Annotated in this window: 21 protein-coding genes; 17 read left to right on the forward strand and 4 right to left on the reverse strand. The window is 62.7% G+C overall.

What is annotated here, in order from left to right:
• Window positions 1-4 precede the first annotated feature (4 nt).
• The 14 genes from CK501_RS02525 to CK501_RS02590 all read left to right on the forward strand — a co-directional run bounded on the left by CK501_RS02525 (window position 5) and on the right by CK501_RS02590 (window position 13,131).
• A complete protein-coding gene (locus CK501_RS02525; protein ID WP_095616140.1) occupies window positions 5-799 on the forward strand; it encodes a ParA family protein in 795 nt (264 codons plus the stop codon).
• 46 nt (window positions 800-845) lie between these two features.
• Window positions 846-1,730 carry a ParB/RepB/Spo0J family partition protein gene (locus CK501_RS02530; RefSeq protein WP_095616141.1) on the forward strand — a complete coding sequence of 295 codons (885 nt, stop codon included), beginning with the start codon at window positions 846-848 and terminating at the stop codon, window positions 1,728-1,730.
• Window positions 1,731-1,836: 106 nt separating this feature from the next.
• Window positions 1,837-2,214 (forward strand): ATP synthase subunit I, encoded by a 378-nt coding sequence (locus CK501_RS02535; RefSeq protein ID WP_158223020.1) that lies wholly within the window; start codon window positions 1,837-1,839, stop codon window positions 2,212-2,214.
• A gap of 17 nt (window positions 2,215-2,231) precedes the next feature.
• Window positions 2,232-3,083, forward strand: coding sequence for a F0F1 ATP synthase subunit A (atpB, locus tag CK501_RS02540; RefSeq protein WP_095616143.1), 852 nt, complete (start codon window positions 2,232-2,234; stop codon window positions 3,081-3,083).
• Window positions 3,084-3,137: 54 nt separating this feature from the next.
• Window positions 3,138-3,362, forward strand: a complete 225-nt coding sequence (gene atpE, locus CK501_RS02545) for a F0F1 ATP synthase subunit C (RefSeq protein ID WP_077529949.1) — start codon at window positions 3,138-3,140, stop codon at window positions 3,360-3,362.
• A gap of 79 nt (window positions 3,363-3,441) precedes the next feature.
• Window positions 3,442-3,912, forward strand: a complete 471-nt coding sequence (locus tag CK501_RS02550) for a F0F1 ATP synthase subunit B (protein ID WP_095616144.1) — start codon at window positions 3,442-3,444, stop codon at window positions 3,910-3,912.
• 12 nt (window positions 3,913-3,924) lie between these two features.
• On the forward strand, window positions 3,925-4,461 hold the full coding sequence (locus CK501_RS02555) for a F0F1 ATP synthase subunit delta (RefSeq protein WP_095616145.1): 537 nt from the start codon (window positions 3,925-3,927) through the stop codon (window positions 4,459-4,461).
• A 69-nt stretch (window positions 4,462-4,530) separates the two neighbouring features.
• A complete protein-coding gene (atpA, locus tag CK501_RS02560; protein ID WP_095616146.1) occupies window positions 4,531-6,075 on the forward strand; it encodes a F0F1 ATP synthase subunit alpha in 1,545 nt (514 codons plus the stop codon).
• A gap of 65 nt (window positions 6,076-6,140) precedes the next feature.
• On the forward strand, window positions 6,141-7,001 hold the full coding sequence (gene atpG / locus CK501_RS02565; RefSeq protein ID WP_095616147.1) for a F0F1 ATP synthase subunit gamma: 861 nt from the start codon (window positions 6,141-6,143) through the stop codon (window positions 6,999-7,001).
• A 36-nt stretch (window positions 7,002-7,037) separates the two neighbouring features.
• Window positions 7,038-8,429, forward strand: a complete 1,392-nt coding sequence (atpD, locus tag CK501_RS02570) for a F0F1 ATP synthase subunit beta (protein ID WP_095616148.1) — start codon at window positions 7,038-7,040, stop codon at window positions 8,427-8,429.
• 29 nt (window positions 8,430-8,458) lie between these two features.
• A complete protein-coding gene (locus tag CK501_RS02575; protein ID WP_095616149.1) occupies window positions 8,459-8,881 on the forward strand; it encodes a F0F1 ATP synthase subunit epsilon in 423 nt (140 codons plus the stop codon).
• 108 nt (window positions 8,882-8,989) lie between these two features.
• A complete protein-coding gene (gene glmU, locus CK501_RS02580) occupies window positions 8,990-10,381 on the forward strand; it encodes a bifunctional UDP-N-acetylglucosamine diphosphorylase/glucosamine-1-phosphate N-acetyltransferase GlmU (protein WP_095616150.1) in 1,392 nt (463 codons plus the stop codon).
• Window positions 10,382-10,383: 2 nt separating this feature from the next.
• Complete coding sequence (gene glmS / locus CK501_RS02585) at window positions 10,384-12,216, forward strand: glutamine--fructose-6-phosphate transaminase (isomerizing) (RefSeq protein WP_095616151.1); 1,833 nt, start codon at window positions 10,384-10,386, stop codon at window positions 12,214-12,216.
• A 12-nt stretch (window positions 12,217-12,228) separates the two neighbouring features.
• Window positions 12,229-13,131 (forward strand): acyltransferase, encoded by a 903-nt coding sequence (locus tag CK501_RS02590; RefSeq protein ID WP_095616152.1) that lies wholly within the window; start codon window positions 12,229-12,231, stop codon window positions 13,129-13,131.
• Here the strand turns inward: CK501_RS02590 and CK501_RS02595 are convergent.
• Complete coding sequence (locus tag CK501_RS02595; protein WP_095616153.1) at window positions 13,105-14,289, reverse strand: lytic murein transglycosylase; 1,185 nt, start codon at window positions 14,287-14,289, stop codon at window positions 13,105-13,107. The genes CK501_RS02590 and CK501_RS02595 overlap by 27 nt on opposite strands.
• A 112-nt stretch (window positions 14,290-14,401) precedes the next feature.
• On the opposite strand from CK501_RS02595, the gene CK501_RS02600 reads away from it, so the two are divergent.
• Window positions 14,402-15,691, forward strand: a complete 1,290-nt coding sequence (locus tag CK501_RS02600; RefSeq protein ID WP_095616154.1) for an HD-GYP domain-containing protein — start codon at window positions 14,402-14,404, stop codon at window positions 15,689-15,691.
• Here the strand turns inward: CK501_RS02600 and CK501_RS02605 are convergent, their stop codons facing one another.
• Window positions 15,692-17,116 (reverse strand): phospholipase D-like domain-containing protein, encoded by a 1,425-nt coding sequence (locus tag CK501_RS02605; RefSeq protein WP_095616155.1) that lies wholly within the window; start codon window positions 17,114-17,116, stop codon window positions 15,692-15,694.
• Between the two features lie 117 nt (window positions 17,117-17,233).
• On the opposite strand from CK501_RS02605, the gene CK501_RS02610 reads away from it, so the two are divergent.
• Window positions 17,234-18,106: a pirin family protein gene (locus tag CK501_RS02610; protein WP_095616156.1), complete on the forward strand. Its 873-nt coding sequence runs from the start codon at window positions 17,234-17,236 to the stop codon at window positions 18,104-18,106.
• Between the two features lie 75 nt (window positions 18,107-18,181).
• Here CK501_RS02610 and CK501_RS02615 read toward each other — a convergent pair whose 3' ends face one another.
• Complete coding sequence (locus tag CK501_RS02615) at window positions 18,182-20,635, reverse strand: acyl-CoA dehydrogenase (RefSeq protein WP_095616157.1); 2,454 nt, start codon at window positions 20,633-20,635, stop codon at window positions 18,182-18,184.
• 231 nt (window positions 20,636-20,866) lie between these two features.
• On the opposite strand from CK501_RS02615, the gene CK501_RS02620 reads away from it, so the two are divergent.
• The gene (locus tag CK501_RS02620; RefSeq protein WP_143421370.1) at window positions 20,867-21,268 is read left to right on the forward strand and encodes a hypothetical protein; all 402 of its coding nucleotides are present in this window, start codon (window positions 20,867-20,869) and stop codon (window positions 21,266-21,268) included.
• A gap of 23 nt (window positions 21,269-21,291) precedes the next feature.
• Here the strand turns inward: CK501_RS02620 and CK501_RS02625 are convergent, their stop codons facing one another.
• Window positions 21,292-22,404 carry an alkene reductase gene (locus tag CK501_RS02625; protein ID WP_095616159.1) on the reverse strand — a complete coding sequence of 371 codons (1,113 nt, stop codon included), beginning with the start codon at window positions 22,402-22,404 and terminating at the stop codon, window positions 21,292-21,294.
• Window positions 22,405-22,523 lie beyond the last annotated feature (119 nt).

Raw genomic sequence — 22,523 nt, forward strand, 5'->3', positions numbered from 1 at the left:
GGTAATGGCGCGCATCGTGGCGGTAACCAACCAGAAAGGTGGCGTGGGTAAGACCACCACCTGTGTGAACCTGGCGGCCTCGCTGGCGGCGACCAAGCGCCGCGTGCTGCTGGTGGATATGGACCCCCAGGGCAACGCCACCATGGGCAGCGGGCTCGACAAGAACGAACTCAAGGTCAGCGGCTTTGACGTGCTGACCCGCCGCCAGAACGCTGCCGACGTCTGTACTGAAGCACCGGACTCCGGGTTCGATGTGCTGCCGGCCAACGGCGACCTGACCGCCGCCGAGGTGGAGCTGATGAACGAGATCGGCCGGGAGCACCGTCTGCGCCTGGCGCTCAAGCCCATCACCGAGCTCTATGATTTCATCCTCATCGACTGCCCGCCGGCGCTCAACCTGCTGACCGTCAACGCCCTGGCCGCCGCCGACTCGGTGCTGATTCCCATGCAGTGCGAGTACTACGCGCTGGAAGGGCTGGCTGCACTCATGGGTACCATCGAGCAGATCCAGGAAACCGTGAATCCGGCGCTGAAAATCGAGGGCCTGCTGCGTACCATGTATGACCCCCGTAACAGCCTGACCCTGGACGTATCGCGCCAGCTCAACGACTACTTCGGCGACCGGGTCTACTCGGCCGTTATCCCGCGCAACGTGCGCCTGGCCGAAGCTCCCAGTTACGGCATGCCGGCGCTGCGCTACGACCGCAGCTCCAAGGGTGCCATCTCGTATCTCGCGCTGGCGGGGGAGATGGTCAGGCGTAATGGCAGCCAGCAATCAGAGGGCGCCGTCGCCGTTTGACGGCAGGCACCCGCACCAGCAACGAACAGGATAACAAGCAACCATCATGTCATCGCGCAAACGCGGACTGGGCCAGAGAGGCCTCAACGCTCTTCTTGAAGGTTCCCGGACCAACCTGGAGGATGACGCCCCGGCGGATCCGGCCATTGAAGCCGAGCTGAAAGAGCTGCCCCTGGATCTGATCCAGCGCGGGCGCTATCAGCCGCGTCGGGACATGGATGAAGAGGCGCTGCAGGAGCTGGCCGAGTCCATCAAGCAGCAGGGTGTGATGCAGCCGGTGGTGGTGCGGCCTCTGGAGAGCGGCCATTACGAGCTGGTCGCCGGTGAACGTCGCTGGCGCGCCACCCAGCTCGCAGGCCTGGACCGCATACCGGCGTTGATCCGTCAGGTTCCGGATGAGGCTGCCATTGCCCTGGGCCTGGTGGAAAATATCCAGCGCGAGAACCTCAACCCTATCGAGGAAGCCGCCGCCCTCCATCGCCTCCAGGAGGAATTCGGCCTGACCCAGCAGCAGACGGCCGACGCCGTGGGTAAATCCCGGACCACCATCACCAACCTGCTTCGGCTCATGGGGCTGGTGGAAGAGGTCCGGATCATGCTGGAACACGGCGATCTGGAGATGGGGCATGGCCGCGCCCTCCTGGGCCTGTCGGAACAGCAGCAGGCCCCGGTAGCCCGCCAGGTGGTGAGCAAATCACTCTCGGTACGCCAGACGGAAGCGCTGGTGCGCAAGACCCTGGAGCAGGGCCAGGGCAATGCCAAGCCGGAACCGAAAAAGGAGGATCCGGACATCCGCAACCTTCAGGACCGGCTGGCGGATCGGCTGGGCGCGCGCGTGGCCATCAATCACGGCAAACGCGGCAAGGGCAAGGTGGTGATCGAGTACAACAGCCTGGATGAGCTGGATGGAATTCTTGATCATATCCAGTAGTCGGCTGCTGGCAATCGTTCGAATTTTCATCCAAATTCATTGATCCAGACCACCCAAAGCCCTATAATCTGCCCCGCTTTAACAACGGCCGACAAGGGTTGGCATTTTGAACATCAGGCGGCCTCCGGTAGGCCGACTCATCACGCTACAGCTGGGAATTCTGCTGCTGATCAGCAGCCTTTTCCTGCTTGAGTCGGCGCTCGGTGCCCGCTCCGCCCTGTTCGGGGGGCTTGCTTACTGGATACCGAACAGCCTTTTTGCCCTGCGCTATTTCCGCCATAGCGGAGCGCGGCGGATGGGGGCGGTTTTCGCGGCCATGATGGCCGGTGAGATGTTCAAGCTGTCCGCGACAGTGGTTCTGCTGGCGGGCACGCTGATGCTGATCCAGCCAATCGACGGGCCGGCCCTGTTCACAGGGTTCGGCACCATGATCCTCAGCCACATGCTGACGCCGCTTGTGTTCAGTAGGGTTGCAAACCGATGACGGGGCGAGAGTAGAACATGGCAGGTGAATCTCCAGCGGAATACATACAGCACCACCTTACGAACCTCACCTACGGCAAATTGCCGGCCGGTTTCGAACGGAACGGTACCGAACTCCAGGAAGCCACCTGGACCATGGCCCAGTCCGCCGAAGAGGCCCGAGCCATGGGGTTCATGGCCTTTCATGTTGATACTCTCTTCATGTCGGCGCTGACAGGCATCATCTTCCTGGTTCTTTTCCGTATGGTGGCCAGGAACGCCACCAGTGATCAGCCCGGCAAGCTCCAGAATCTGGTGGAAATGGTGGTGGAATTCACCCAGGACCTGGTGAAGAACACCTTCCACGGCCGCAATCCCATGATCGGCCCGATCGCCCTGACCGTCTTTGTCTGGGTCTTCCTCCAGAACTCGCTCAAGCTCATCCCGGTGGACTACATTCCGGCTCTGACCTCGGCCATCGGCATCGAGTACACCAAGATCGTACCCACCACCGATCCCAACGCCACCTTCGGCATGGCCATCGGTGTCTTCCTGATGGTGCTCTACTACAGCATCAAGGTGAAAGGCGTGGGCGGTTTCACCAAGGAGCTGACCTTCAGCCCCTTCAACCACTGGTCCCTGTCCTGGTTCAACCTGATCCTTGAGACCGTGGGGCTGTTGACCAAGCCGTTTTCCCTCGCGCTCCGGCTGTTCGGCAACATGTACGCGGGTGAGGTGATCTTCATCCTGATCGCGTTGCTGCCGTTCTGGGCCCAGTGGGCGCTGCAGGTGCCCTGGCTGATCTTCCACATTCTGGTGGTGACGCTACAGGCCTTCATCTTTATGGTGCTCACGATCGTGTATCTGAGCATGGCCCATGAAGAGCATTAACCATCAATCTTTGATGATCTAAACCCCTAAACCGTCGTTAAATCAGGAGTTGTTATGGAACTCGTAATCATCGCCGCTGCAATCATGATCGCCTCTGGTGCACTGGGTACCGCCGTTGGCTTTGCCCTGCTGGGTGGCAAGCTGCTTGAAACCACCGCGCGTCAGCCGGAAATGGCCGCTGAGCTCCAGACCAAGACCTTCATCATGGCGGGTCTTCTGGACGCGGTTTCCATGATCGGTGTGGGTATCGGCCTTTACCTGATCTTTGTTGTTGCATAACACCGGATGGTTCAGGGGTGGTCCGGAAGCGGCTGCCCCATCGTCCCGAAAGCAACGAATCGGAAAGAGGTAGAACGCCGTGAATATCAACCTCACGATGATCGGGCAGACCATCGGCTTCTTCATCTTCATCGTGTTCTGCGTGAAGTATGTCTGGCCCCCGCTGGTCCAGGCCATGCAGGATCGCCAGAAGAAGATCGCCGACGGCCTTGCCGCATCCGACCGGGCGAACCAGGACCTGGAACTGGCCCAGCAACGGGCAACCCAGGAACTGCGGGAAGCGCGTGACGAAGCGGCCACGATCGTGGAAAAGGCCAACAAGCGCGCCAACCAGATTGTGGAAGAGGCCAAGACCGAAGCCCGCGAACAGGGCGATCGGCTGCTGGCCCAGGCCCGCGACGAGATCGAGCAGGAACGCCAACAGGCACGGGATGCGCTGCGCGCTGAAGTTGCCACTCTTGCGATCGCCGGCGCGGAAAAGATTCTGGAATCCTCCGTCGACGCCAAGGCGCACAGCGAGATGCTGGATAAGCTCTCCGCGGAACTGTAAACGAGGTCCAACATGGCAGAGTCAACGTCACTCGCCCGACCCTACGCGCGGGCGGCATTCGAGGCGGCACGCGATACCGGTCAGTTCGATGACTGGAGTCAGTCGCTCAATCTGCTGGCGGCCATCACCAGTGATGACCGCATGGCCTCGGTCCTGCGCCATCCGGGCCTGAGTGCCCAGGAAAAGATCCAGCTCATCAGCGACGTCTGTGAAAACCCGCTCCCGGAGCCGGTTAGCAACTTCATCCAGATCATGGCCGAGAACCGCCGGCTGGCGCAGTTTCCCGCTGTTGCGGCACTCTTCGAAGCCTATCGCCATGATCACGAGCGGATTGTGGACGTCACGCTGACCACCGCCTTTGAACTGAGCGATGATCAGAAGCAGCGACTTTCCCAGGCTCTGGAGAAGCGCCTGGATCGTTCGGTTGAACTCAGTGTTGAGTCCGATCAGTCGATCATCGGCGGCGTGGTTATCCGAGCGGGTGACGAGGTCATCGACGCCTCACTGCGCGGGCGCCTGAACAGGCTCGCCAACGCCATGGGCGCCTGAGTCCGCCAGGCACGGCAGGAACCGAATTCCGACACGCGGTCATTTGCAGAATTTTTTGAGGACACAGGCATGCAGCAACTGAATCCATCCGAAATCAGCGAGATCATCAAGAAGCGCATCGAAAAGCTCGATGTGTCTTCTGAAGCTCGCAATGAAGGGACGATCGTCAGCGTTTCCGACGGCATCGTCCGCATCCACGGTCTTGCCGACGTCATGTACGGCGAGATGGTTGAGTTCCAGAACGGCAACTACGGCATGGCCCTGAACCTCGAGCGGGATTCGGTCGGTGCCGTTGTGCTCGGTGAGGACGAGGGTCTCGCGGAAGGTCAGAAGGTCAAGTGTACCGGCCGCATCCTCGAGGTACCGGTGGGTCGCGAACTGCTGGGCCGCGTCGTGGACGCTCTGGGTAACCCGATCGACGGTAAGGGTGACGCGGGAACCAGCGAAACCACGCCGATTGAAAAGGTAGCGCCCGGGGTTATCGCCCGCGAAGAGGTGAACGAGCCCGTCCAGACCGGCCTGAAGCCGATTGATACCATGGTTCCCGTTGGTCGCGGTCAGCGGGAGCTGATCATCGGCGACCGCCAGATCGGTAAGACCGCTGTGGCCGTTGATACCATCATCAACCAGAAGAACAGCGGCATTAAGTGCATCTACGTGGCGATCGGCCAGAAGCAGTCGACCATCGCCAACGTGGTGCGCAAGCTGGAAGAGCACGGTGCCATGGACAACACCATCGTGGTCGCCGCCGGCGCTGCCGATCCGGCCTCCATGCAGTTCCTGGCGCCCTACGCCGGTACCTCCATGGGTGAATTCTTCCGTGATCGCGGCGAAGACGCCCTCATCATCTACGACGACCTGACCAAGCAGGCCTGGGCGTATCGCCAGATCTCCCTGCTGCTGCGCCGTCCGCCGGGCCGTGAAGCCTATCCGGGTGACGTCTTCTACCTCCACTCCCGTCTGCTGGAGCGTGCGTCCAAGGTCAATCCGGAGTACGTTGAGAAGGCCACCAACGGTGAGGTAACCGGCAAGACCGGGTCACTGACGGCACTGCCGATCATCGAGACCCAGGCCGGTGACGTATCCGCATTCGTCCCGACCAACGTGATCTCCATTACTGACGGTCAGATCTTCCTGGAGACGGACCTGTTCAACTCGGGCATCCGTCCGGCGATGAACGCCGGTATCTCGGTTTCCCGTGTGGGCGGTTCCGCGCAGACCAAGATCATGAAGAAGCTTGGTGGTGGTATCCGTCTGGCTCTGGCCCAGTACCGCGAGCTCCAGGCGTTCGCACAGTTCGCTTCCGATCTGGATGAGCAGACCCGCAAGCAGCTCGAGCACGGTGCCCGTGTTACAGAGCTCATGAAGCAGGAACAGTACTCGCCGATGTCCGTCGGTGAGATGGCGACGGTACTGTACGCCGCCAACGAGGGTTATCTTGAGGACGTGGACGCCAAGAAGATCGTGGCCTTTGAAAAGGCGCTGATGGATTACATGCGCACCGAGCAGTCTGAGCTGCTGGCCAAGATCAACGACACTGGCGAGCTGAATGACGAGATCGAGAGTGGTCTGAAATCAGCGCTGGATAAGTTCAAGTCGACCCAGAGCTGGTAATGCCGTTCGGGGCCTTCGGGCCCCGTCACTGTGGCGGAGCGATCAACCGGAAAAGGCACTGAACTATGGCCAGCGGAAAAGAAATACGCACTCAGATCTCCAGCATCCAGAATACGCAGAAGATCACCAACGCCATGGAGATGGTGGCGGCGAGCAAGATGCGTAAAGCCCAGGAGCGCATGGAGCTGACCCGCCCCTACGCGAGCAAGATCCGGGATGTGATCGGCTATCTGGCCGAAGCCGACTCGGACTACCGGCACCCGTTCATGGAAGCTCGGGAAGCCAACCGCGTGGGCTACATCGTCGTCTCCACGGATCGTGGCCTCTGCGGCGGTCTGAACAACAATCTGTTCAAGACCATGCTTCAGGACAGCCGGGCCTGGAACGACAAGGGCGTGCCGTCGGATTTCTGCACGCTCGGTCAGAAAGCCAGCGTCTTCCTGAACGTGGTGGGCGGCAATATCGTGGCCTCGGAAACCCAGCTCGGGGACAGGCCCAGCGCGGAACAGGTCATCGGCAGCGTCAAGGTGATGCTGGATGCCTACCGTGACGGCAGCATTGACCGGCTCTACGTGGTGTACAACCAGTTTGTGAACACCATGACCCAGACGCCGACCATCGAGCAGTTGCTGCCGCTCCAGGCGGAAGCGGAGCCGGAAGGCAAGTACCGCTGGGACTACCTCTACGAGCCGGATCCGCGGACCCTGCTTGACGGGCTTCTGACCCGTTATGTGGAATCCCAGGTGTACCAGGGTGTGGTCGAGAACATCGCCTGTGAGCAGGCCGCTCGGATGATCGCCATGAAGAGCGCGACCGACAACGCCGGCGAGATCATCGACGATCTCAAGACCGAGTACAACAAGGCCCGTCAGGCCAACATCACGCAGGAAATTTCCGAAATTGTCAGTGGTGCAGCGGCCGTTTAAGGCGATACCGAATACTGAGTTAGTGAGGAAGCAAGCATGAGTAGTGGACGTATCGTTCAGATCATCGGGGCGGTTATCGACGTGGAATTCCCGCGCGATTCCGTACCCAACATCTATGATGCCGTGCGGCTCGATGACGTGGGCACCATTCTGGAAGTCCAGCAGCAGCTCGGTGACGGCGTGGTCCGGACCATCGCCATGGGGACCACCGAAGGCCTGAAGCGCGGCATGAGCGTGACCGGCACCGGCGAAGGCATCAAGGTGCCGGTGGGCGAGGAAACCCTCGGCCGCATCATGAACGTGCTGGGCGAGCCCACGGACGAGGTGGGTGAGATCGGTGAGAAAGAGCGCTGGACCATCCACCGCAAGGCGCCCGGCTATGCCGACCAGTCGGCCTCGGAAGAGCTGCTGGAAACCGGCATCAAGGTCATCGACCTGATCTGCCCCTTCGCCAAGGGCGGCAAGGTTGGCCTCTTCGGCGGCGCCGGCGTGGGCAAGACCGTGAACATGATGGAGCTCATCAACAACATCGCGAAGGAGCACTCCGGTCTCTCGGTATTCGCCGGTGTGGGTGAGCGGACCCGTGAGGGTAACGACTTCTATTACGAGATGAAGGGCTCGAACGTCCTGGATAAGGTCTCGATGGTGTACGGTCAGATGAACGAGCCGCCGGGGAACCGCCTGCGTGTCGCCCTGACCGGCATGACCCTGGCCGAAAAGTTCCGCGACGAAGGCCGTGACGTCCTGCTGTTCATCGACAACATCTACCGCTACACGCTGGCGGGTCAGGAAGTGTCCGCGCTGCTGGGCCGTATGCCCTCCGCGGTGGGCTACCAGCCGACACTGGCCGAGGAGATGGGCAAGCTCCAGGAGCGGATCACCTCCACCAAGACCGGCTCCATCACCTCCGTCCAGGCGGTCTACGTACCGGCCGACGACCTGACGGACCCGTCACCGGCGACCACCTTCGCGCACCTTGACGCGACCGTGGTACTGGCCCGTGACATCGCGGCCAAGGGCATCTATCCGGCCATCGATCCGCTGGATTCCACCAGTCGCCAGCTCGATCCGCTGGTTATTGGCCAGGAGCACTATGATGTGGCCCGTGGTGTACAGGGTGTACTGCAGCGCTACAAGGAGCTGAAGGACATCATCGCCATTCTGGGCATGGATGAGCTCTCCGAGGAAGACAAGCAGACCGTTGACCGGGCGCGTAAGATCGAGCGCTTCCTGTCGCAGCCGTTCTTCGTGGCCGAGGTCTTCACCGGTTCGCCTGGCAAGTACGTGTCCCTGAAGGAGACCATCCGCAGCTTCAAGGGCATCCTGGACGGTGAGTATGACTCAATGCCCGAGCAGGCCTTCTACATGGTCGGCAGCATCGACGAGGCGGTCGAAAAAGCGAAGGAAATGGAAAACAAAGCTGCGTAAACCATTTCCGACTGAGAGAGGCGTAACCAATGGCTAACACCGTACAGTGTGACATTGTGAGCGCGCAGGAAAGCATCTTCTCCGGTGAGGTGGAGATGCTGACCGCGACCGCAAGTAACGGCGAGCTGGGCGTTATGGCAGGCCATACGCCCATGCTGACCGGCCTGGCTCCCGGGCCCGTGAACATCCGGATGGCAGACGGCAAGGAGGAAGTCTTCTTCGTCTCCGGCGGATATCTCGAGGTTCAGCCCAAGAAGATCTCGATCCTGGCGGACACTGCCGAGCGTGCCCATGATATGGATGAGGCCGCCGCGCAACGGGCCCGTCAGGAAGCCGAACGTGAGCTGGCCAACCGCAGCAGCGAGGTTGACTATTCCCGTGCTGCCGCGCGTCTGGCCGAGGCTGCTGCCCAGCTCCGGACGCTGGAGAAGCTGCGCCGCAAGAAGCGCTGAATACCGGCTGACCCGGCGCTCGGGTTGTTACTGGAAACCGCATTGCCGATCATGGCCCTGTTGGGGCATGATCCAATGCGGTTTTTCTGATTCAAGGAGTGTGAACGGATGGCGACACCCCTGCACATCGTCGTCCTGGCCGCTGGCCAGGGATCCCGTATGAAGTCCTCCCTGCCCAAGGTGCTCCATTCGCTGGCCGGGCAGCCGCTTCTGCACCATGTGCTGGAAGCAGGACGCAGCCTTCGTCCCGACGGTCTGCATGTGGTGATCGGCCATGGCGCGGAGCAGGTCCGGGAGAAGACGCCCGGAAGCGATATCCAGTGGGTCATCCAGAAGGAGCAGCTGGGCACCGGGCATGCGGTTGCACAGGCCCTTCCGGGGATCCCGGAAACCGCGCGGGTACTGGTGCTCTATGGGGATGTGCCGCTCACCTCCGCCGATACGCTGGCACGCCTGGCCGGTGCCATCAGCCGGGAATCACTGGGCCTGCTGACGGTCAACCTGCCGGATCCGGCGGGCTATGGCCGTATACTCCGTGACAGCCGGGGAACCGTTACCGGTATCGTGGAGCAGAAGGATGCCACCCCGGAGCAGCTGGTGATCACTGAAGTGAATACAGGCCTCCTGGGGGCTCCGGCGGAACGGCTGAAGCAGTGGCTGCCTGCGCTGTCCTCGGATAATGCCCAGGGTGAGTACTACCTGACCGACATCATTGCCCTTGGTCGCTCGGAAGGGCTGGGCATCGAAGTCTCCCAGCCGGATGAACCGGAGGAGGTTCAGGGTGTGAACAACCGCGCCCAGTTGGCGGAACTGGAGCGCTGGTTCCAGCGTCAACAGGCCCTGACGCTGATGGCTGGCGGTGCCACCCTGGCGGACCCGTCCCGGGTGGATGTCCGGGGTCGCGTGGAAACCGGCCAGGACGTGGTCGTCGATGTGAACACGGTTTTTGAAGGCGACGTGGTGCTTGGTGACAGGGTCCAGATCGGCCCGGGCGTGGTGTTGCGTAACTGTCGCATCGGCTCGGATGTCCGGGTGGATGCCCAATCCGTCATAGAGGGCGCACGAGTGGACCAGGGTGCCGTTATCGGGCCCTTCGCCCGGCTGCGGCCGGATGCGCTGGTGGGCCGGGACGCCCGGGTGGGCAATTTTGTTGAGATCAAGAAAAGCAGCATTGGCGAGGGTGCCAAGGTGAACCATCTCAGCTATGTGGGTGATACCACCATGGGCGCGGGCGTGAATGTTGGCGCGGGTACAATAACCTGCAATTATGATGGCACCAGCAAGCACCATACGACGATCCGTGACGGTGCCTTCATCGGGTCCAACACCTCGCTGGTGGCCCCGGTGACCCTCGGTGAGCGCAGCCTTGTGGGCGCGGGTTCCACCATTACGCGGGACGTCGCTGATCGCGAACTGGCGGTGGCCCGTGGTCGCCAGCGCAACATCCCGGACTGGGTGCCGGCGGAAAACGGGCGGGACAGCGAAGAGGGAGGCAGCTAGGCATGTGCGGAATCGTGGGAGCGGCAGCGCGCCGTGACGTCCAGGGCATTCTGATCGAGGGCCTGAGGCGCCTGGAGTACCGTGGCTATGATTCAGCCGGCCTGGCCGTTCTGGATCCGGACAGCGGCATCCAGCGCCAGCGGGAAGTGGGCAAGGTCGCCGCCCTGGAAGAGGCTGTCGGCAGCAACCCGCCCAGTGGGCACCTGGGCATTGCCCATACCCGCTGGGCCACGCATGGCAAGCCTTCCGCGGCCAATGCCCATCCGCACATGTCCGGCGAACGTCTGGCCGTGGTGCACAATGGCATCATCGAGAATTTCGAGCCGCTTCGTGACCAGCTCCGTAACGATGGCTACACCTTCACGTCCGAAACCGATACCGAGGTGCTGGCGCACCTGATCGCGCGTGAATACGCCAACGCCGGGGATCTGGTCACCGGCTTCCACAATGCGGTAAGCCAGGTTGAGGGAGCCTATGCCCTGGCGGTTCTGCACGCGGACGAACCCGAGACTCTGTTGGTGGCCCGCCAGGGCAGCCCGCTGGTGATCGGGGTGGGGATCGGCGAGCATTTTGTCGCTTCCGACCAACTGGCCCTGCTGCCGGTCACAGACCGTTTCATCTATCTGGCCGAAGGCGACACGGCGCTGGTCCGGGCCGAATCGGTGACCATCACTGACGCCAGCGGCCAGCGCGTCGAGCGACCCATCAACCGTTTCGAGCACAGCGCGGACGCCGCCGAGAAGGGCAACTACCGGCATTTCATGCTCAAGGAAATCCACGAGCAGCCGGATGTGATCGAGGCCACCCTGCAGGGACGGGTGACCGAGAGCAGGGTGCTTGAGCAGGCCCTGGGTACCGAGGCCTCGCGCCTGCTGGGGGAAGTGCGTCATGTCCAGATCGTGGCCTGCGGCACCAGCTTCCATGCCGGGATGGTAGCGCGTTACTGGATCGAAGAGCTGGCGGGTATTCCCTGCAGCGTCGAGGTCGCCTCTGAATTCCGTTACCGCAGCCATGTCATCCAGGACGGGACCCTCTTCCTGACCATCTCCCAGTCCGGCGAGACCGCCGACACCCTGGCGGCCCTGCGCCAGGCCAGGGATGCGGGCTTCCGGGCGGCGCTGGCCATCTGCAATGTGCCGGGCAGTTCCCTGGTACGGGAATCGGACATGGTGATCATGACCCACGCCGGTCCGGAGATTGGTGTGGCCTCCACCAAGGCGTTTACCACCCAGCTCACGGCGCTGTTGATGTTCACCCTGGCGCTGGCCCGACACAACGGACTTTCCGAGGCCCGGGAGGCGGAACTGGTCCAGGCCCTGCGCGCCATACCGCACCAGATGCGGGCCATAATGGACCTGGACGACTCCATCAAGCAGCTCTCCCAGTGGTTTGTGGATAAGCACCACAGCCTCTTCCTGGGGCGTGGTTCGCTCTACCCGGTCGCGATGGAAGGCGCGCTCAAGCTCAAGGAGATCTCCTACATCCACGCGGAGGCCTACCCGGCCGGTGAGCTCAAGCATGGCCCCCTGGCACTGGTGGACAGCGAAATGCCGGTGGTTACCGTGGCGCCTTCCAATGACCTGCTCGAGAAGCTCAAGTCCAACCTCCAGGAGGTACGGGCCCGGGGTGGTGAACTCTTCGTGTTTGCCGACAGTGAAACCGCGATGGGGGATGGCGAAGGTACCCACGTCATGACCATTCCCCACACGGACCCCATTCTGGCGCCACTGTTGTGCACCGTGCCGTTGCAGCTGCTGTCCTACCATGTGGCGGTGCTCAAGGGCACGGACGTGGACCAGCCGCGCAACCTGGCCAAGAGTGTCACGGTGGAATAACGGGAAGCGGCCATGGTGGCGTCGATCCGCGCGATACTGGGGCTGTTGGTGATGCTGATCAATACACTGATCGGCATCGGCCCCATGATGGTGATCGCGCTTGCCAAGCTGATCGTTCCCCACCAGCCTTTCCAGCAGCGCTGTGCGCGCGGCGTGATGTGGATCGCCGAGAAATGGGTGGATGCCAACGTCGCGGTGCTGAACCGTATGCTGGATACCCGGTGGGAGCTGCGAGGCGACTTCAACCCCCGGCTTGATACCTCCTACCTGGTCCTGTGTAACCACCAGTCCTGGGTGGATATTGCCGCTCTGGTGGAAGTGCTCAACGGGCGGGTGCCGTACTACAAGTTTTTCCTCAAACGCGAGCTGATCTGGGTGCCCCTGCTTGGGCTGGCGTTCTGGGCCCTGGATTACCCGCTGATGCGCCGCTATTCCAGTGAGTACCTGAAAAAGCACCCGGAAAAGCGCGGACTGGACCTGGAAATCACCCGGAAGGCCTGTGAGAAGTGCCGGGGGATGCCCATTACCGTGGTGAACTTCCCGGAGGGAACGCGCTATACACCCGCCAAGCATGAGGCGCAGCAACCAGGTTTCCGGCATCTGCTGCAGCCCAAGGCCGGCGGTATTTCCTTCGTACTCGCCTCAATCGGTGACCAGATCGACACCATCCTGGACATTTCCATTGTCTATCCCGATGGCGTTCCCGGCTTCTGGGATCTGCTTGCCAACAGGATTCCGCGGGTGATCGTGGACATCCGCCAGTACCCGCTGGACCAGCAGTGGGTGCGTGGCGACTACCGCAACGATCCGGCCTTCCGCAGCCGATTCCAGCAGTGGATTACCGAGCTGTGGCAGCAGAAGGATGAGCGCATTGGTTTCATCCACACCTCAGTCGATGCCGAGCGCACTGAGTGAATCCGGATCAGGGAACCCATCGGCCCTGAGCCCTGCCTCCTTCTGGAAGTCCCGCAGTGCCGAACGGGTGCCGGAGCCCAGAATGCCGTCAACCGGACCCGGGTCATGGCCAGCTTCCTTCAGTGCCGCCTGAAGCGCTTCAATGGTGTTCCGACTCAGGGGCTCGTGATCCGGTGGCCGGGTCTGGAACGGGCCGCCACCCACGATCCGGTCCGCCAGGTGGCCCACGGCCAGGGCGTAGAATTCGGACTGGTTCCAGCCCATGATCACCCGGAAGTTATCGTAAACCAGAAAGGCGGGACCTTCGTGGCCGGATGGCAGCAGCAGTGCTGCTTCCATATCCGCCTGTGGCAGTTCGCCACCCCAGGCATTGCGGATACCGAGCTCCCGCCACTCGGACAGCGGGCGCTTGCGCTTGAGCCCTGCCGCGAGGCTGTAGTCAAAGCCTTCGGGCAGCTGGACTTCCCGGCCCCAGCGTTCGGCCTCGTTCCAGCCCAGGCTTTTCAGAAGATGGCCCGCCGAGGTCAGCGCGTCCGGTATGCTGTTCCACAGATCCACCCGGCCGGACCCATCCGCGTCCACCGCATGCTTGAGGTAGACGGAGGGCATGAACTGCATCTGCCCCATGGCGCCGGCCCAGGAACCTTCCATCGCGTCGGCTTCCACGTCACCGCGCTCGATGAGGCGCAGGGCGGACACCAGTTCACCGGTGAAATAGTCGCTCCGGCGCTGGTCACAGGCGAGGGTCGCCAGTGCGCGCGGGATTGGCATCTTGCCGGTATAGCTCCCGAAATTGGTTTCCAGACCCCAGAAGGCGATCAGGTAGCGGCCGGGAACGCCGGTTTCCCGGGTGATCCGTTCAAGCAGCTGCGAGTGTTCCCGGTAGAGCGTCCGGCCTTTTTCGATGCGCTGTTCCGTTACACGTTTTTCAAGATAGTCGCGGAACGAGCGGGTGAACTCCGGCTGGCTGCGATCCAGCTCAATCACCCGTTCGAGCGGCTCGATCCCGGCCAGTACCCGGCTGGTGACGGATTCGGAAATGCCCTGGTCCCGCGCATGGTCACGCAGGCCGGCCACACACCGGTCAAAGTCATCAGATGCCATGGCCGGCACGGTACTGGCAGCCGCCAGAAGCGCCGTGAAGAGGTAAGTACGCATTCGGAGCGTCCTTTATGCAGGTTCGTTTACGCATTCTGCACGAAACCATCGGTGTGTCGAGGGCTCTGGGTTGCTACCATGCATTACAATCCAAGCTTACATGTGTTCTGCCATGGAAAAGACCGAACCGGTTGAAATACGGGTGTCCGTCAGCGAGCTGAAGCTCGGCATGACGGTAACGCGCCTGGATCGCTCCTGGCTGGAAACCAGTTTCCCGGTACAGGGATTCGTCATTCGCCATACGGCGGATATCCACGCGCTGCAGGAACAGTGTCGCTTCGTGTACGTGGAAGGTCAGGAGGTTCCGGAGGCCCGGCCCTGGCGCTTCGGTTTTGGTGGCGGTAAACGTCGCCGGCAGGAGCCACGCCTGAGCACCGTGGATATTGAAACGGAGTTGCCGAACGCCCGGGAGGCCTTCGAGCAGACCAAGGCGCTGGCTGAAGACATCATGGAAAACGCCCGCCTTGGCAGGACCATTGACGCCCGGCAGGCCCGAACCGTGGTCAAATCCTGCGTGGACAGTGTGATGCGCAACCATGAAGCACTGCAGATGCTGCTTCAGGTTCGCAGCAAGGATGACTACACCGCTGAGCATGGCCTCAACGTCTGCATCCTGTCCGCCATTTTCGGGCGCCACCTGGGGCTGCTCGGTGGCGAGATTGAAAAGCTGGCGCTCAGTGGTCTGCTGCATGACGTGGGTAAGATGCACACACCCGTGGAAATCCTCCACAAGACAGAAGCGTTGACGGAAGAGGAAAAGGTGGTCATGCGTCAGCATGTGGAGCATGGCCGGCGTCTTCTGACCGGCATGAAGGGGGTGGATCCGGTCACTGTCGATGTTGCCTATACGCACCATGAGCGCATGAACGGTACCGGCTATCCCCAGGGCCTTCTGGCTCACCAGATTCCCTACTTTGCCAAGATCGTGTCGATTGTGGACAGCTACGATGCCATGACCAGCCACCGTGTATTCGAATCCGCGCGTTCCTCCAAGGAAGCACTGGAAATCATCTATGACCAGCGCGGTGACCAGTTCGATGAAGCGCTGGCTCTTGATTTCATACAGTGCATTGGCGTCTACCCGCCGGGCTCCATTGTCCAGCTTAACAGCGGTGAGTCGGCCATTGTCATCACCACCTATGCACTCAACCGCCTGCGCCCCAGGGTGCTTGTGGTGCGGGATCCCCAGGGCCAGCCCTGCCCCCAGCGTGTTGTGGACCTTCGCCAGAGAGAGGAGTACCGGCCGGGCATGGCCTACCAGATCAGTCGCGAGCTGCCCCTGGGCAGTCACGGGATTGATCTGAAGGTCTTCACCGATGCGGGGCTGGCCCTGGAAGAGGATCAGCCGGATGCGGAGGTGAGCGCGCTGGTCAACGCCCTCCGCGGTATCGATACGGACTGATCAGAAACTGCTCCATCCAGTGAATTCCGCGATACGATAAAGCAGGTAACGGCGCCGGCGGCCATCCGCCCAGACGCCATAGGGCACGCTGCACTGGAAGCCCGGCGGGTTGCTCCAGCAGCGCTCAAACCAGTCCCCTGCCGCCCTCAGGGCGGGCAGCTCCTCATTGCCCACCAGTTCACAGCCGGCTTCAAGGTTGAGGTCATCCAGATTGCGCCGGGTCAGGTTGGCGGAGCCGAGGATCAGCTCCACCCGCCCGTCCCGTCGTTCCAGTCGCACCAGCTTGCAGTGGAACTGTTCACCATGGGTGCGGTACCAGCGCACCGGGATGCCGTGGGCGTGCAGCTCCAGCGCCACCTGGCGGTTGGGAAGACCGCCCTTGACGCGCCCGAAGGCATCCTTGTTCGGGTCAAGCAGCACCCTGAGCCGGCAGCCCCGGGCCTGTGCCCGCTTCAGGGCCTTTATAACGCGCCTGTGGCTCAGGTAGAACAGCGCCAGATCCAGTTCATCACCCGGGTTGGCCCTGTTGATCAGTGCCACGCTGGCCTCCCGGATACGGGATTCGGTGAGCAGTCTCAGTCCCGGTCCCTCCGCTGTCGGAGCCATTGCGGGGCCGGGCGGCGCCCTGAAATCGCAGCGATACCCCCGGGCCCAGGTCAGCAGGGTCTGCTCCTGGTCAAGCAGGGCAAGGGCTGCATCTCCATGGACCAGAAGCCCCACGTTGGAGTGGGCGCTGCTGGCATCGTGCGGGTTGCCGGAGCTGATCAGTCCGCGCCAGCCATCCCGGGTGTCCGCCACCATGATCTTGCGGTGGTTGGCGCGGAAGTTGAACAGGGTCAGCCAGCTGCGAAGGGTCACCGGCCAGGGGCCGATGGGGTTGGGCAGCCAGCCGTTCTGGGGCCAGCGGGACCAGGGCTGGACCAGCAGGCGCCAGAAAACCGACCATCCCGGGTTGGAATCCCTCAGCCGCGCCAGGGGCGTTTCCAGTATCTCAACACCCGCCGCTTCCAGGCGCTGGAGGTGCTCCGGCCAGTGGGCGCCGTAATAGCTGTTGATCGGGTCCACCAGGACGGTGGCGCGCAACCCGGGGCACTGGCGCTGGCGTTCGATCAGGGCCCGGGTCAGCGTTTCCGTGACCGGCAGGTGTTCGGCAGGATCAGCACCGTCCGGATTGAACAGGAACATGTCCATCACCAGCCGTTGCTGGGCATCGCGGATCAGCCCGAGCATGGCTGGAACCAGCTCGCGGCGGCTGCGGGAGCGGCCCCGCGCGTCCACGTAACGGTGGTCCACCAGGAAGCGGGTTTCGCCAGGCTCGAACCAGGGAGATGCCATGGCGACTGCTGCCGGCAATGGCTTATAGCGGTGGTACAGGCCCACCCCGAGCAGTACAGCCAGAAGCAGCAGGATCAGTCCTGTCATCATCACGGGGAATACCCCAGTCCTGTTGAACGAGTTGAACAGAATCCTTTGATTGTCTGCCGGACGGTACTGGGAAATACTGGCCTCATCAGCAACCGGTATGAACCCAGGGAGTCAGACATGACCGAACGCATTGTTGAACGCCTTATCCGCGGCGAGCGCGCCTCTGACGGTGATGGGGTCAAGCTCAGGCGCAGTCTGGGCCAGGGCCCGTTTGCACGCCTGGATCCCTTCCTGATGCTGGATGAGTTCCAGGCCGACGACGGAAGCGGCCAGATTGGCGGCTTTCCGCCCCATCCCCACCGGGGCTTCGAGACCGTCACCTACATGCTCGAGGGCAGCATGCAACACCGCGACTCGCTGGGCAACAGTGGCCTCATTGGCCCAGGCGGGGTGCAGTGGATGACCGCCGCCGGCGGCATCGTGCACTCGGAGATGCCGGAACTGCGCGATGGCCACATGCGCGGCTTCCAGCTCTGGATCAACCTGCCGGCAGCGGACAAGATGAAGGCCCCGCGCTACCAGGACATCCAGGCGGATCGGGTACCTGAATACCCCTTCGACGGTGGCCGGGTGCGCGTGATCGCCGGCGAGGTGGTGCTTGAAGGCAATACCCTGGTGGGCCCCGTCTCCGGTGTCGCCACGGCGCCGACCTATCTGGACCTGGTGATCGAGGCCGGTCGGGAACTGACTCTGCCGATCGACGCGGACCGCAATGCCATGATCTACGTGTACGACGGGGAAGTATCAGCTGGTGATGATGGCTTCTCACCCGTAGCTGCCACCAATGCCGGCTTCCTGTCACGCGGCGACGAGCTCCGCCTCCGTGCCGGGGATGAAGGCGCTGGCCTGCTGCTGCTCGCGGCAAACCCGGTGAAGGAATCCGTGGTTCAGCACGGGCCCTTCGTGATGAACACCCGGGATGAGATTGAGCAGGCGATCCGGGATTACCAGGAAGGACGGTTTGAGCGGGAGGACGTGGCACTGTCCTGAGGCGACCCTTAGGGCCAAAAATGAAAAACCCCGGCAGGGCGAACCTGACCGGGGTTTTTAACGCTCTGGTGCTGGTTACAGCACGTTGTGCTTCACCAGCTTGCGCTTGTTGTGGGCGAGCCCGTCGAACGAGAAGTCGTCCACGCTCAGCATCTCCAGCACTTCCGCCTCGTACTTGCGCATGAACTCGGCGTCGTCCTGGGAGATCAGGCCGGCTTCCAGGCCTGCCTCGAACTTCTGCTCGGGGTGCAGGGCCTCGGCGGGCAGCTCGCCCTTGGCGTGCGCCTTGTCCAGGGTCTTGTAGAGCTTGTCCGCGCGCGGGTAGTCCGCCAGCAGCTGGTTGTAGTGTGCCAGTGGGTTGAAGACCTCGCCCTTCTGTTCAAGCGTGTCCCAGGTGTTGCTGGTGAGCTTGGCGCGCAGCGCGGAGTCCGTGCTGATCGCGCGGGCAATTGCCTGGGTGCGCTTGTCGGAGGGTGCCTTCCAGCGCCGGCCCAGCGGCATGGTGACCCAGCGCAGGGCCACGGCAACCGCCCGGTTCGGCAGGTTGTCCAGCAGCTCATCCAGCGCTTTCTCGGCGCGGTTCAGGAGGTATTCGCAGCTGTAGGCCATGAGCTCGCGTTCGCCTTCCACAGCCTGCCCTTCGTGCCAGTTCTTGAGCACCATGGAGGTCAGGTAGAGGTTGGCGAGTACATCCCCCAGCCGTGCCGAGAGCAGCTCGCGCAGCTTGAGGTCCGAGCCCAGTGTCGTCATGGCCGCGTCCGAGGCCAGGCCGAAGGCGGCGCTGAAGCGGTTCACGGCCCGGGCGTAAGGGGCCGCCGCGTTGTCGAAGGGGACGTCGCCACGGCCGATGCCGATGGCCTGGGTGAAGGCGCGGGCGGCATTGCCGAAGACGAGGCCTGCGTGGTTGAAGAAGGCATCGTCGAAGGCATCAATGTCGTCACTGTCCTTGGCCGCCAGCTCATCCAGCACATAGGGATGGCAGCGGATCGCACCCTGACCAAAGATCATCAGACTGCGGGTCATGATGTTGGCACCCTCCACCGTTATGGAGACGGCCGAGCCGGCAAAGGACAGCCCCAGGTAGTTGCGTGGTCCCAGGGTGACGGTCTTGCCGCCGTGAACGTCCATGGCATCGGAGAGGATGTCACGCTGATACTCGGTCAGCTGGCTCTTGAGGATGGCCGACGGGACGGCGGGCTTTTCGCCGTTGTCGATCATGTTGGCGGTCTGCATTACTGCGGACTGGGCGATGTAGGCCTTGCCGGCGATACGCGCCAGCGGTTCCTGCACGCCTTCCATGTCCGCCACCGGGGTGTTGAACTGGCGGCGGATGCGGGTGAAGCCACCGGCCAGGCCCACGGCGTAGCGGCCACTGCCACTGGCGCCGGAGGGCAGGGTGATGCAGCGGCCCACGGAGAGGCATTCCACCAGCATGCGCCAGCCCTGGCCGGCCATATCCGGGCCGCCGATGATGTAGTCCAGAGGAATGAACACATCCTTGCCCTTGATCGGCCCGTTCATGAAGGGGGTGCCGATGGGCGCGTGCCGACGGCCGATTTCCACGCCTTCGGTGTCACGCGGGATCAGGGCGCAGGTGATGCCCAGATCCTTCTGTTCGCCCAGGAGGTTGTCCGGGTCGAACATGCGGAAGGCCAGACCGACCACGGTGGCGATGGGCGCCAGGGTGATCCAGCGCTTCTCGAAGTTCAGGCGCAGGCCGACCACTTCCTTGCCGTCGATCTCCTGCTTGCACACGATGCCGGTGTCCGGCAGCGAGGTGGCGTCGGACCCGGCGCGCGGGCCGGTGAGGCCGAAGCAGGGAATCTCCCGGCCGTCGGCCAGGCGCGGCAGGTAGTAGTTCTTCTGGTCGTCGGTGCCGTACTTGAGCAGCAGTTCCCCCGGGCCCAGGGAGTTGGGCACGCCCACCGAGACCATCAGCGATTCGTTCACGGAGAGCTTCTGCAGTACCGCGGACTGGGCGCGGGCGGAGAGGCCGAGGCCGCCGTATTCCTTCGGGATGATCATGCCGAAGAAGCGTTCCTTCTTCAGGTAATCCCAGACCTCCTTGGGCAGGTCCGCGCGCTCGAAGCCGATGTCCCAGGCGTTGCACATGCTGGCCGCCACGGCGCACTGGTTGTCCACGAACGCCTGCTCATCCTGGGAGAGACCGGTGTTGCGGTTGGTCAGCAGGCGGTGCCAGTCCGGGCGACCGGTGAAGAGCTCACCGTCCCAGCCGACTGTGCCCGCGTCCAGGGCCTGCTTCTCGGTCTCTGAGACCTTGGGCGCCACCTTCTTGAATAGGGCGAAGGCACGCGGGGTCAACCACTGGCGGCGCAGGCCGGGGAGTCCGGCAAAGGCGGTGATGCCGGCGCCGATGAACAGCAGCAGGCTGAACCAGCCCGTGCCCATGAACAGGCCGATGATGCCGACCACGACCATGACGGCGATGGCTGCCGCGGCGCCGGATTCGCGCCGCAGCACGAACAGCAGGCCGGCAAGAGCGAGCAGAACAACAATGAGGAGATCCATAGTGTTTCCCTGTGTTGACCTTGGAGTTGGATTGTCTGGCTGTATACGATACCAGCAATGCAACGGATTGTATCGCCGTTGGGCCCGCTGATGACAAGCGTTGTGGCGCTGTCGGCGGGAGGGCTGGTGGTTACAAATCACAACCCGGTATCCCCGGTGGCCGGGGTTTACCTCTGGTCAGAAGTTGTTCAATATGGGAATCAGTCAACCCACCTGAGCGAGGTGAGCGGCATGATTGAAGGCATGAACCCGCAGGCGGCCAACCTGGCCCGGGATACCGGCGCCCAGCAGCTGCAGACACGTGGCGTCCAGGACGGTGCCCAGGGGCGTGAGAACACGGCCGGAAGCAATAATGCCCGGCCGGCGCAGGACGTGAGCGTCCAGATCTCCCAGCAGGGCCTGGATTCCGCTGCCGCCAACAGTGGCGAGGCGGTGCCGGATGCCTCCGCTGCGGACACCAATACCGCGGCAACGCTTTCCAGCGGTGATTTCGGCAACGTCACCAATGAGGCTGGCAACAGTGCCAGCAGCCGTGCTGAGGCCACCAACAGCCCTTCTGGCGGTTCCGTGGCTGGCAATCAGTCCGTCAGCGCGGACGAGCAGCTGGGCACCAATATCGACGTGGAGGCGTAAACTGCCTCCCGCCGTCTTCCTTCCTACTGGCTTTCGGCCAGCGTCGGATAGTCTGTGTAACCCCGTTCATCACCGCCATAGAAGGTGCTCGCGTCCCACTCATTGAGCGGTGCGTCCTGCCGGAAGCGTTCCACCAGGTCCGGATTGGCGATGATCGGCCGGCCGAAGGAGGCCAGGTCACAGCGTCCGGCATTGATGCGTTCAATGGCTTCATTCCGGCTGTAGGCACCGTTGCCGATGTAGGCGCCGGTGAATTCTTCCCGGATGGCGTCGATCACGGATTCCGGGCGGCCGTTCTCATGGTTGCCCTGGAAGGAATCCTCCACCACCTCGATGTAGGCCAGGCCTGCTTCCTGTACCTTGCGCGCCAGAGCCCGGAAGGTGGTGTGCGGGTCCGCGTCGAACATGCTGTTGAAGCTGCCGGTGGGGCTGACCCGGATGCCGATGCGTGCCGCTGGCCAGACCTGCTTGACCGCTTCCACCACCATCATCGGGAACCGCAGGCGGTTTTCCACTGAGCCGCCATAGTCGTCGGTGCGGTGGTTGCTGCCGGACTTGATGAACTGGTCCAGCAGGTAACCGTTGGCGGCGTGGATCTCGATGCCGTCGAAGCCGGCTTCGCGGGCGTTCTCGGCGCCCTGGCGGTACTGTTCAACAATGCCGGGCAGCTCATCGGCTTCCAGTGCACGGGGCGTGGGGATATCCACCATGCCGGAGTCGGCGCTGATGAACACCTGGGAGCCTTCCGGCTTGATGGCCGAGGGACCCACGGGCAGTTCGCCACCAGGCTGCAGTTCCGGATGGGAAATGCGGCCCACGTGCCAGAGCTGGGCGTGCATGCGGCCGCCGGCGGCGTGGACCGCGTCCGTGACCTTGCGCCAGCCGGCGATCTGCTCCGGAGTGTAGATGCCAGGCGTGTAGGCGTAGCCCTGGCCCTGCTGGGAAACCTGCGTTGCCTCGCTGATGATCAGCCCGGCACTGGCGCGCTGGGCGTAATAGCGGGCGTTCATGTCGCTGGGTACGTCACCCGGCTGGCTGGCCCGGGCGCGGGTCAGCGGCGCCATGATGATGCGGTTGGGCAGTTCAAGATCGCCCAGGGTAAAGGGTTCAAAAAGCACGTTGTCCCCGTTGGTCATCGAAGGGTCTCCTCTTGGTGGTCGGATGGTTTCTGATAGGTACGTATACGACAGAAAACTGAATCCGATTGATGTGCTCTATAAGATGGGGGTGAGAGGAGACCCCTTCAACCGATGAA

This window comes from Halovibrio salipaludis, assembly GCF_002286965.1.
GTDB lineage: Bacteria > Pseudomonadota > Gammaproteobacteria > Pseudomonadales > Oleiphilaceae > Halospina > Halospina salipaludis.